Below are 8,448 nucleotides of genomic sequence, written 5' to 3'. Positions count from 1 at the left end.
CATGGCAAAAGGCAAGTTTGAACGTACCAAGCCGCACGTGAACGTGGGTACGATTGGTCACGTTGACCACGGCAAAACGACGTTGACGGCGGCGATCACGACCGTTCTGTCGAGCAAGTTTGGCGGCGAAGCCAAGGGCTACGACCAGATCGATGCAGCTCCTGAAGAAAAGGCACGCGGTATCACGATCAACACGGCACACGTCGAGTACGAAACGGAAGCGCGTCACTACGCGCACGTTGACTGCCCGGGCCACGCCGACTACGTCAAGAACATGATCACGGGCGCCGCCCAGATGGACGGCGCGATCCTGGTCGTGTCGGCCGCTGACGGTCCGATGCCGCAAACGCGTGAACACATCCTGCTGAGCCGTCAGGTTGGCGTGCCGTACATCATCGTCTTCCTGAACAAGGCTGACATGGTTGACGACGCCGAGCTGCTCGAGCTGGTGGAAATGGAAGTTCGCGAACTGCTGTCCAAGTACGACTTCCCGGGTGACGACACCCCGATCGTCAAGGGTTCGGCCAAGCTGGCGCTGGAAGGCGACAAGGGCGAACTGGGCGAGCAAGCGATTCTGTCGCTGGCGCAAGCGCTGGACACCTACATCCCGACGCCTGAGCGTGCCGTTGACGGCGCGTTCCTGATGCCGGTGGAAGACGTGTTCTCGATCTCGGGTCGTGGCACCGTGGTGACCGGCCGTATCGAACGTGGCATCGTGAAGGTCGGCGAAGAAATCGAAATCGTCGGTATCGTTCCGACGGTCAAGACGACCTGCACCGGCGTGGAAATGTTCCGCAAGCTGCTGGACCAAGGTCAAGCCGGCGACAACGTGGGCATCCTGCTGCGCGGCACCAAGCGTGAAGACGTCCAGCGCGGCCAAGTTCTGGCCAAGCCGGGCTCGATCACCCCGCACACGGACTTCACGTCCGAGGTGTACATCCTGTCCAAGGAAGAAGGCGGCCGCCACACCCCGTTCTTCAACGGCTATCGTCCCCAGTTCTACTTCCGCACGACGGACGTGACGGGCACGATCGACCTGCCGGCCGACAAGGAAATGGTTCTGCCGGGCGACAACGTGACGATGACCGTCAAGCTGCTGGCCCCGATCGCCATGGAAGAAGGTCTGCGTTTCGCCATCCGTGAAGGCGGTCGTACCGTCGGCGCCGGCGTCGTCGCCAAGATCCTGAAGTAATTCGGATCTCTTAAGCAGCACACAACCAGCGAGAGCGCTCGCCGCTCTCGCGTCTCGTTCTTTAGGAAACGCCATGAAAAACCAAAAGATCCGTATCCGCTTGAAAGCCTTCGATTACAAGCTGATCGATCAATCGGCCGCTGAAATCGTCGACACCGCCAAGCGCACGGGCGCCGTTGTCCGCGGCCCGGTGCCGCTGCCCACGCGTATCCGCCGTTACGACGTGCTGCGTTCGCCGCACGTCAACAAGACGTCGCGTGACCAGTTCGAAATCCGTACCCATCAGCGCCTGATGGACATCGTTGATCCCACCGACAAGACCGTTGACGCCCTGATGCGTCTGGACCTGCCGGCCGGCGTCGACGTCGAAATCGCGCTGCAGTAAGGCGTATCGGGTCCGCTACCTTCGCCAGTGGACTCGCAAGAATGGCCGCAATCCTCCGGGACTGCGGCCATTTGTTTTTCTGCCACAGCCTGGTGCGCCGGGGGCGGGACAGGGCGCATTTCACGCTAAGTGCTTGTGCTGCCTGAAAAAATCATGCTAATATGCGAAGCTTGCCATTTTGTGGCGAGTCTAACTATGGCGAAGGCCTGCGTTACCTCAGTGTTTTCAAGGCGCCTGCGGGTGCCTTCTGAAAAGACCCGGGGTGCAACGGTTCAGCCAGGTTGAACATAGTCGTAGGGCAAAGGCCGTTACCTTTTGCCTGATTAGCCCCGACCAATCGCAGTCGGGAATGGAGAATACGATGTCGAATTCGACACCCACGCCCGCCGCTCACCGGCTGGGGCTGGTGGGTCGCAAGGTCGGCATGACCCGCATTTTTACCGAGGAAGGTGAATCCATCCCGGTAACCGTGCTGGACGTGTCGAACAACCGCGTGACCCAAGTTAAGTCGCTGGAAACCGACGGCTACGCCGCGATCCAAGTGGCTTATGGCACTCGTCGTGCCTCGCGTGTGGCTCAGCCGCAAACGGGCCACTACGCCAAAGCTGGCACTGAAGCCGGCAGCATCCTCAAAGAATTCCGCCTGGATCCCGCTCGCGCCGCTGAATTTGCGGCCGGTTCCGTGATCGCCGTGGAATCGGTGTTCGAAGCCGGCCAACAGGTCGACGTCACGGGCACCACCATTGGTAAAGGCTTCGCCGGTACCATCAAGCGTCACCACTTCGGTTCGCAACGCGCTTCGCACGGTAACTCCCGTTCGCACCGCGTTCCGGGCTCGATCGGTCAAGCACAAGATCCGGGCCGTATTTTCCCGGGTAAGCGCATGGCCGGTCACCTGGGTGACGTCACCCGCACCGTTCAAAACCTCGACGTCGTTCGCGTTGACGTTGAGCGCGGCCTGCTGCTGGTCAAGGGCGCTGTCCCCGGCCACGCTGGCGCCGACATCGTCGTGCGCCCGGCTATCAAGGCCCCGGCCAAGAAGGGAGCGTAAGTAAATGGATCTCAAGCTCCTGAACGACCAAGGTCAGGCCGCTGCAACGTTCAGCGCGCCCGACACGATCTTCGGCCGTGACTTCAACGAAGCGCTGATTCACCAGATCGTGGTGGCTTTCCAAGCCAATGCCCGTGCCGGCAACCGCGCTCAGAAGGATCGCTCGGAAGTCAAGCACTCGACCAAGAAGCCCTGGCGCCAGAAGGGTACCGGCCGCGCTCGCGCCGGTATGACTTCGTCGCCGCTGTGGCGTGGCGGTGGTCGGATTTTCCCGAACTCGCCGGAAGAGAACTTCAGCCAGAAGGTCAACAAGAAGATGTACCGCGCCGGGATCCGCTCGATCCTGTCGCAACTGGCTCGCGAAGACCGCATCGCCGTCGTCGAATCGTTCGATCTGGAATCGCCCAAGACCAAGGCTGCCGCTGCAAAGCTGAAGAGCCTGGGCCTGGACTCGGTCCTGATCATCACCGACAGCGTTGATGAGAATGTTTACCTCGCCACCCGCAACCTGCCGCACGTTGCCGTTGTCGAGCCCCGTTATGCCGATCCGTTGTCGCTGGTCCACTACAAGAAAGTGCTGATCACCAAGCCGGCCATCGCTCAACTCGAGGAGATGCTGGGATGAACGCTGAACGCTTGATGCAAGTCATTCTGGCTCCGATCGTGACCGAAAAGGCCACGTTCGTCGCTGAGAAGAATCAGCAAGTCGCTTTCCGTGTCGTGGCTGACGCTACCAAGCCGGAAATCAAGGCTGCCGTCGAACTGCTCTTCAAGGTGCAGGTCGAGTCCGTGCAGGTCCTCAACCGTAAGGGCAAAGTCAAGCGCTTTGGCCGATTCGTTGGCCGTCGCCGTAATGAGCGCAAGGCTTACGTTTCGCTCAAGGACGGCCAGGAAATCGACTTTGCGGAGGTGAAGTAAATGGCCCTCGTAAAAGTTAAGCCGACTTCGGCCGGCCGCCGTGGCATGGTGAAGGTTGTCAGTCCCAACCTGCACAAGGGTGAGCCCTACGCGCCGCTGCTGGAAAAGAAGACCCGTGGTTCTGGCCGTAACAACAACGGTCACATCACGATCCGCCATCGTGGCGGCGGTCACAAGCAACACTACCGTGTCGTCGACTTCCGTCGCGACAAGGATGGCATCCCCGCAAAGGTTGAGCGTCTGGAATACGACCCCAACCGTACGGCGCACATCGCTCTGCTGTGCTACGCCGACGGCGAGCGTCGTTACATCATCGCTCCGCGCGGTCTGGAAGTGGGTGCCACGCTGCTGTCGGGTGTTGAAGCCCCGATCCGCGCCGGTAACACGCTGCCGATCCGCAATATCCCGGTGGGTACGACGATTCACTGCGTGGAAATGCTGCCCGGCAAGGGTGCCCAGATGGTCCGTTCGGCCGGCGCTTCCGCCGTCCTGCTGGCTCGCGAAGGCATCTACGCTCAGGTGCGTCTGCGCTCGGGTGAAGTCCGCCGTGTGCACATCGAATGCCGCGCCACCATTGGTGAAGTCGGTAACGAAGAACACAGCCTGCGCCAAATCGGCAAGGCCGGTGCAATGCGTTGGCGCGGTGTCCGCCCGACGGTTCGTGGCGTGGCCATGAACCCGGTCGATCACCCGCACGGTGGCGGCGAAGGCCGTACCGGTGAAGCACGCGAACCGGTCAGCCCGTGGGGCACTCCGGCGAAGGGTTTCAAGACCCGTCGCAACAAGCGGACGAACAATATGATCGTCCAACGGCGCAAGCGCAAGTAAGAGGCGAACACTATGTCACGTTCGATCAAGAAAGGCCCGTTTGTCGATGCTCACCTGATCAAAAAGGTGGACACGGCCGTCGCGGGCAAAGACAAGAAGCCGATCAAGACCTGGTCGCGTCGCTCGACGATCCTGCCCGAGTTCATCGGTCTGACGATCGCTGTGCACAACGGCAAGCAGCATGTTCCCGTTTACATCAACGAGAACATGGTCGGTCACAAGCTGGGCGAGTTCGCGCTGACCCGTACGTTCAAGGGTCACGCCGCGGACAAGAAGGCGAAGAGGTAAGCGATGGAAACTACTGCCATTATCCGTGGGGTTCACATCTCCGCTCAAAAGACGCGTCTGGTTGCGGATCTGATCCGCGGTCAGAAGGTCGGCCGTGCGCTCGAGATCCTCACCTTCTCGCCGAAGAAGGCTGCCGTCATCCTGAAGAAGGCTGTCGAGTCCGCCATCGCCAACGCCGAGCACAACGACGGCGCCGATATCGACGAACTGAAAGTCACCACGATCTTCGTGGACAAGGCTCAGTCGATGAAGCGCTTCTCCGCTCGCGCCAAGGGCCGCGGCAACCGTATCGAGAAGCAGACCTGCCACATCACGGTCAAGGTCGGAGCTTAAGGAGTCACGATGGGTCAGAAAATTCACCCCACTGGGTTCCGTCTCGCGGTCACCCGTAATTGGTCCTCGCGTTGGTTCGCCGACGACAAGGCCTTCGGCGCCATGCTGGCCGAAGACATTCGCGTTCGCGAGTACCTGAAGAAGAAGCTCAAGAGCGCCTCCGTTGGTCGCGTGATCATCGAGCGTCCGGCCAAGAATGCCCGTATCACCGTCTACTCGGCTCGTCCGGGCGTGGTGATCGGCAAGCGCGGCGAAGACATCGAAAGCCTGAAGGCTGATCTGCAGCGTTTGATGGGCGTGCCCGTGCACGTCAACATCGAAGAAATCCGCAAGCCGGAAACCGATGCTCAACTGATCGCCGACTCGATCTCGCAACAGCTCGAGAAGCGCATCATGTTCCGCCGCGCCATGAAGCGCGCCATGCAGAACGCGATGCGTCTGGGTGCCCAAGGCATCAAGATCATGAGCTCGGGCCGTCTGAACGGTATCGAAATCGCCCGCACCGAGTGGTATCGCGAAGGCCGTGTGCCGCTGCACACCCTCAAGGCCAACATCGACTACGGTACCTCCGAAGCCCACACCACGTACGGCGTGATCGGCATCAAGGTCTGGGTCTACAAGGGCGACATGCTGGCCAACGGCGAATTGCCGCCGGAAACCGCAGCCCCGCGTGAAGAAGAACGTCGTCCGCGCCGCGCTCCGCGTGGTGATCGTCCGGACGGTGCTCGCACCGGTCGTCCGGGTGGTCGTGGCCGTGGTCCCCGCAAGGCGGACGCTGCTCCGGCGCCTGAAGGAGAATAACCATGCTGCAACCCTCTCGCAGAAAGTATCGCAAAGAGCAGAAGGGCCGCAACACCGGTCTGGCGACCCGTGGTACCCACGTGTCGTTCGGCGAATTCGGTCTGAAGGCCACCGGCCGTGGCCGTCTGACCGCTCGCCAGATCGAAGCCGCTCGTCGTGCTATTAATCGTCACATCAAGCGTGGCGGCCGTATCTGGATTCGCATTTTCCCGGATAAGCCCATCTCGCAGAAGCCTGCCGAAGTCCGTATGGGTAACGGTAAGGGCAACCCGGAGTACTGGGTTGCTGAAATTCAGCCCGGCAAGGTGCTCTACGAAATGGAAGGGGTCAGCGAAGAGATCGCGCGTGAAGCTTTCCGCCTGGCCGCTGCCAAGCTGCCGATTTCGACCACGTTCGTCGCGCGTCATATCGGTGCTTAAGGAGTACTAACATGAAAGCTAGCGAACTCCGTTCGAAAGACGCCGCCGAGCTCGGCAAAGAGCTCGAAAGCCTGCTGAAGGCGCAATTCGGTCTGCGTATGCAGAAGGCCACGCAGCAGCTTGCCAACACCAGCCAGCTGCGTAACGTGCGCCGCGACATCGCGCGCGTGCGTACCTTGCTGACCGAGAAGGCAGGGAAATAAAGATGAGCGAAACTCAAAACACCCAAGTGGCCAAGCGCCAGCGTACGCTGGTCGGCAAGGTCGTCAGCAACAAGATGGACAAGACTGTCGTCGTTCTGGTTGAGCGCCGCGTCAAGCACCCCATCTTCGGCAAGATCATCATGCGTTCCGCGAAGTACAAGGCGCACGATGAATCGAACCAGTACAACGAAGGCGATACGGTTGAAATCGCTGAAGGCCGTCCCATCTCGCGCTCGAAGTCGTGGCGTGTGGTGCGTCTGGTTGAAGCCGCACGTATCATCTAAGTGAAAGCAGTTCATCGGAACGGTTCGCCGTTCTGATATAAAACGGCAAGGGCTCATCCCCTTGCCGTTTTTTTTCGTTCACGGATATCCAAGGGCATCATGCGCGGTTTGATGAAGAGAGCTGGGCGGGTGCTGTTGATCGTGGGCGGATTGGCGTTGGCGCCGATAGCGGATGCCGCCGACCCGGCCACCGTCGGCAAGAACGTGCTGAATGCGGGGCCAGATCCTCGCGTCCAGCTCGATGGCCTGTCACGGGATCACGCCGCCATCTTCGGCACCCAGGACGAAGACGAGCAGGCCGTGCTGGATCAGGAGCGTGCGGTGCAGACGCAGCAGGATCAATTGCGGATGCTGGAGCGGCTGTTGACCCAGAAGCCGGCGGCAACCAATCCACCGGCTGCGGCCACCATCCCGTTGAGCAAGCCGACGGATGCACCCAGGAATATGGCGCCTTTGGCGCCGACCCCCGCTGGCTCGAAGCTGGGTGGCGAGGCGCAGCGCAGCATCGATCAGATGCAAAAGCGCGTCAATGAACTGCGGCGTGGCGTGGATACCTCCGCGCAAGGCGTACGCTGAGTGCGCAGCCGCGTAAAGTAGTCACGGGCAGGTCGCCTGAACACGCTTGCGCATATTCAGGCCGCCTTCGTCGCGCAGCCAGGCGGGCCTGTGCGTTCGCTACGGACGCCGGGCCAGTTCCCGCAGCCGCCCCGCAACGCCCGTGGGAAAGTAATACACCGACAGCACGAACAGAATGCCCAGCCACAGCAGCCAGCGGTCTGGTTCGAACAGCAGCGCCAGCGTTGCGACGCCTGCGACAGCATCGTGGATCACGTGCAGTCCATCCTGCAGGTAGCTTTGGGCGAACACGAACAGGCTCGCGCCGATGATCGCACCGTACATCGTGCCCATGCCGCCGATCACTACCATCAGCAGGATGTTCAGCATGATCTCGAACGACAGCGACGTGTCCGGGCCGTTGTAGCGTAGCCAGAGCGCGTACAGGGCGCCCGCCAGGGTCGCGAAGGCCGCAGCCAGCAGGTTGGACAGGCTGCGGTACAGCACGGTGCGGTAGCCGATCGCTTCGGCACGGAAGGGGTTTTCTCGAATCGCCTGCAGCACGCGGCCGAATGGGGAGTTGACGATGCGCAGCAGCATCAGGAACAGCACCACGCACACGGCGGCGATCAGGTAGTAGGTGAGGATACGGCCGTCGATCGTGACACCGAACAGCGGTTCCGACAGGGGACGGTAGGCCGGACGCAGCATCTGCGGCACCTTGAAGTTCAGACCGTCTTCGCCGCCAGTCAGGTCTGACAGTTGCGACACCAAGGTCTGAAACGCGGCGGCGACGGCCAGCGTGATCATGGCGTAGAAGATGGCCCGCACCCGCAGGCTGGCCAGGCCGATGATCAGCGCGAACACCAGCGATACCACGAGCCCCGCACCCACGCCGGCCAGGATGGACAACCAGCTGGCGTCCAGACGCACGCTGGCGATGGCCACGCCATAGGCGCCGATGCCGAAGAACATGGTGTGGGCGAAGCTGACGATGCCGGTGTAACCCAGCAGCAAGTCATAGCTGGCGACCAGGATCACGAACACCAGGATCTTGGCGGCCACGGCCAATGCCTTGGGGCCCGGGAACAGGAAGGGCGCGGTGGCCAGGGCCACGACGATGGCGATCAGCATGACCGCGAGCAAGGTGCTGCGCGGCGGATCGCCGGAGAGCAGACGGAAGGACATGGC

14 protein-coding genes are annotated in these 8,448 nt (G+C 61.4%); 13 read left to right on the top strand and 1 reads right to left on the bottom strand.

Features of this window, described 5'->3' with window-relative positions; translation table 11 throughout:
• Position 1 precedes the first annotated feature (1 nt).
• The 13 genes from tuf (at position 2) to U858_RS0106380 (ending at position 7,278) form a co-directional block, all read left to right on the top strand.
• Positions 2 to 1,192, top strand: a complete 1,191-nt coding sequence (gene tuf, locus U858_RS0106440) for an elongation factor Tu (protein WP_025136347.1) — start codon at positions 2 to 4, stop codon at positions 1,190 to 1,192.
• Positions 1,193 to 1,265: 73 nt separating this feature from the next.
• A complete protein-coding gene (gene rpsJ, locus U858_RS0106435) occupies positions 1,266 to 1,577 on the top strand; it encodes a 30S ribosomal protein S10 (RefSeq protein ID WP_003806903.1) in 312 nt (103 codons plus the stop codon).
• Between the two features lie 361 nt (positions 1,578 to 1,938).
• On the top strand, positions 1,939 to 2,628 hold the full coding sequence (gene rplC / locus U858_RS0106430) for a 50S ribosomal protein L3 (RefSeq protein WP_039882538.1): 690 nt from the start codon (positions 1,939 to 1,941) through the stop codon (positions 2,626 to 2,628).
• 4 nt (positions 2,629 to 2,632) lie between these two features.
• The gene (gene rplD, locus U858_RS0106425; RefSeq protein ID WP_025136345.1) at positions 2,633 to 3,253 is read left to right on the top strand and encodes a 50S ribosomal protein L4; all 621 of its coding nucleotides are present in this window, start codon (positions 2,633 to 2,635) and stop codon (positions 3,251 to 3,253) included.
• Entirely contained in the window at positions 3,250 to 3,546 is a 297-nt protein-coding gene (gene rplW / locus U858_RS0106420; RefSeq protein WP_006216557.1) for a 50S ribosomal protein L23, read from the top strand. The genes rplD and rplW overlap by 4 nt, the downstream gene beginning before the upstream one ends.
• The gene (gene rplB, locus U858_RS0106415; RefSeq protein WP_025136344.1) at positions 3,547 to 4,374 is read left to right on the top strand and encodes a 50S ribosomal protein L2; all 828 of its coding nucleotides are present in this window, start codon (positions 3,547 to 3,549) and stop codon (positions 4,372 to 4,374) included.
• A 12-nt stretch (positions 4,375 to 4,386) separates the two neighbouring features.
• Positions 4,387 to 4,662 (top strand): 30S ribosomal protein S19, encoded by a 276-nt coding sequence (rpsS, locus tag U858_RS0106410; RefSeq protein ID WP_006216555.1) that lies wholly within the window; start codon positions 4,387 to 4,389, stop codon positions 4,660 to 4,662.
• Between the two features lie 3 nt (positions 4,663 to 4,665).
• Complete coding sequence (gene rplV / locus U858_RS0106405; protein WP_006227021.1) at positions 4,666 to 4,995, top strand: 50S ribosomal protein L22; 330 nt, start codon at positions 4,666 to 4,668, stop codon at positions 4,993 to 4,995.
• A 9-nt stretch (positions 4,996 to 5,004) separates the two neighbouring features.
• A complete protein-coding gene (gene rpsC / locus U858_RS0106400; protein WP_025136343.1) occupies positions 5,005 to 5,796 on the top strand; it encodes a 30S ribosomal protein S3 in 792 nt (263 codons plus the stop codon).
• A gap of 2 nt (positions 5,797 to 5,798) precedes the next feature.
• Entirely contained in the window at positions 5,799 to 6,215 is a 417-nt protein-coding gene (rplP, locus tag U858_RS0106395) for a 50S ribosomal protein L16 (RefSeq protein WP_006216552.1), read from the top strand.
• An 11-nt stretch (positions 6,216 to 6,226) separates the two neighbouring features.
• Positions 6,227 to 6,418, top strand: coding sequence for a 50S ribosomal protein L29 (gene rpmC, locus U858_RS0106390; protein ID WP_003806912.1), 192 nt, complete (start codon positions 6,227 to 6,229; stop codon positions 6,416 to 6,418).
• 2 nt (positions 6,419 to 6,420) lie between these two features.
• Entirely contained in the window at positions 6,421 to 6,702 is a 282-nt protein-coding gene (rpsQ, locus tag U858_RS0106385) for a 30S ribosomal protein S17 (RefSeq protein ID WP_006216549.1), read from the top strand.
• Between the two features lie 111 nt (positions 6,703 to 6,813).
• Complete coding sequence (locus U858_RS0106380) at positions 6,814 to 7,278, top strand: hypothetical protein (RefSeq protein WP_051593533.1); 465 nt, start codon at positions 6,814 to 6,816, stop codon at positions 7,276 to 7,278.
• Positions 7,279 to 7,377: 99 nt separating this feature from the next.
• On the opposite strand, the gene U858_RS0106375 is transcribed toward U858_RS0106380, so the two are convergent.
• Complete coding sequence (locus U858_RS0106375; RefSeq protein ID WP_025136340.1) at positions 7,378 to 8,445, bottom strand: branched-chain amino acid ABC transporter permease; 1,068 nt, start codon at positions 8,443 to 8,445, stop codon at positions 7,378 to 7,380.
• Between the last annotated feature and the right edge of the window lie 3 nt (positions 8,446 to 8,448).

The sequence above is a fragment of the Achromobacter sp. DH1f genome, assembly GCF_000633435.1.
In the GTDB taxonomy this organism is placed as follows: Bacteria; Pseudomonadota; Gammaproteobacteria; order Burkholderiales; family Burkholderiaceae_B; genus Achromobacter; species Achromobacter deleyi.
The sequence above is the reverse complement of the archived record's forward strand: the minus strand, read 5'-3'. Positions and strand labels throughout refer to the sequence as shown.

What these genes read in the sequence shown, in the direction of transcription:
- tuf (WP_025136347.1), top strand. Translation starts at nt 2, where the DNA reads ATGGCAAAAGGCAAGTTTGAACGTACCAAGCCGCACGTGAACGTGGGT.
- rpsJ (WP_003806903.1), top strand. Translation starts at nt 1,266, where the DNA reads ATGAAAAACCAAAAGATCCGTATCCGCTTGAAAGCCTTCGATTACAAG.
- rplC (WP_039882538.1), top strand. Translation starts at nt 1,939, where the DNA reads ATGTCGAATTCGACACCCACGCCCGCCGCTCACCGGCTGGGGCTGGTG.
- rplD (WP_025136345.1), top strand. Translation starts at nt 2,633, where the DNA reads ATGGATCTCAAGCTCCTGAACGACCAAGGTCAGGCCGCTGCAACGTTC.
- rplW (WP_006216557.1), top strand. Translation starts at nt 3,250, where the DNA reads ATGAACGCTGAACGCTTGATGCAAGTCATTCTGGCTCCGATCGTGACC.
- rplB (WP_025136344.1), top strand. Translation starts at nt 3,547, where the DNA reads ATGGCCCTCGTAAAAGTTAAGCCGACTTCGGCCGGCCGCCGTGGCATG.
- rpsS (WP_006216555.1), top strand. Translation starts at nt 4,387, where the DNA reads ATGTCACGTTCGATCAAGAAAGGCCCGTTTGTCGATGCTCACCTGATC.
- rplV (WP_006227021.1), top strand. Translation starts at nt 4,666, where the DNA reads ATGGAAACTACTGCCATTATCCGTGGGGTTCACATCTCCGCTCAAAAG.
- rpsC (WP_025136343.1), top strand. Translation starts at nt 5,005, where the DNA reads ATGGGTCAGAAAATTCACCCCACTGGGTTCCGTCTCGCGGTCACCCGT.
- rplP (WP_006216552.1), top strand. Translation starts at nt 5,799, where the DNA reads ATGCTGCAACCCTCTCGCAGAAAGTATCGCAAAGAGCAGAAGGGCCGC.
- rpmC (WP_003806912.1), top strand. Translation starts at nt 6,227, where the DNA reads ATGAAAGCTAGCGAACTCCGTTCGAAAGACGCCGCCGAGCTCGGCAAA.
- rpsQ (WP_006216549.1), top strand. Translation starts at nt 6,421, where the DNA reads ATGAGCGAAACTCAAAACACCCAAGTGGCCAAGCGCCAGCGTACGCTG.
- U858_RS0106380 (WP_051593533.1), top strand. Translation starts at nt 6,814, where the DNA reads ATGAAGAGAGCTGGGCGGGTGCTGTTGATCGTGGGCGGATTGGCGTTG.
- U858_RS0106375 (WP_025136340.1), bottom strand. Translation starts at nt 8,445, where the DNA reads ATGTCCTTCCGTCTGCTCTCCGGCGATCCGCCGCGCAGCACCTTGCTC.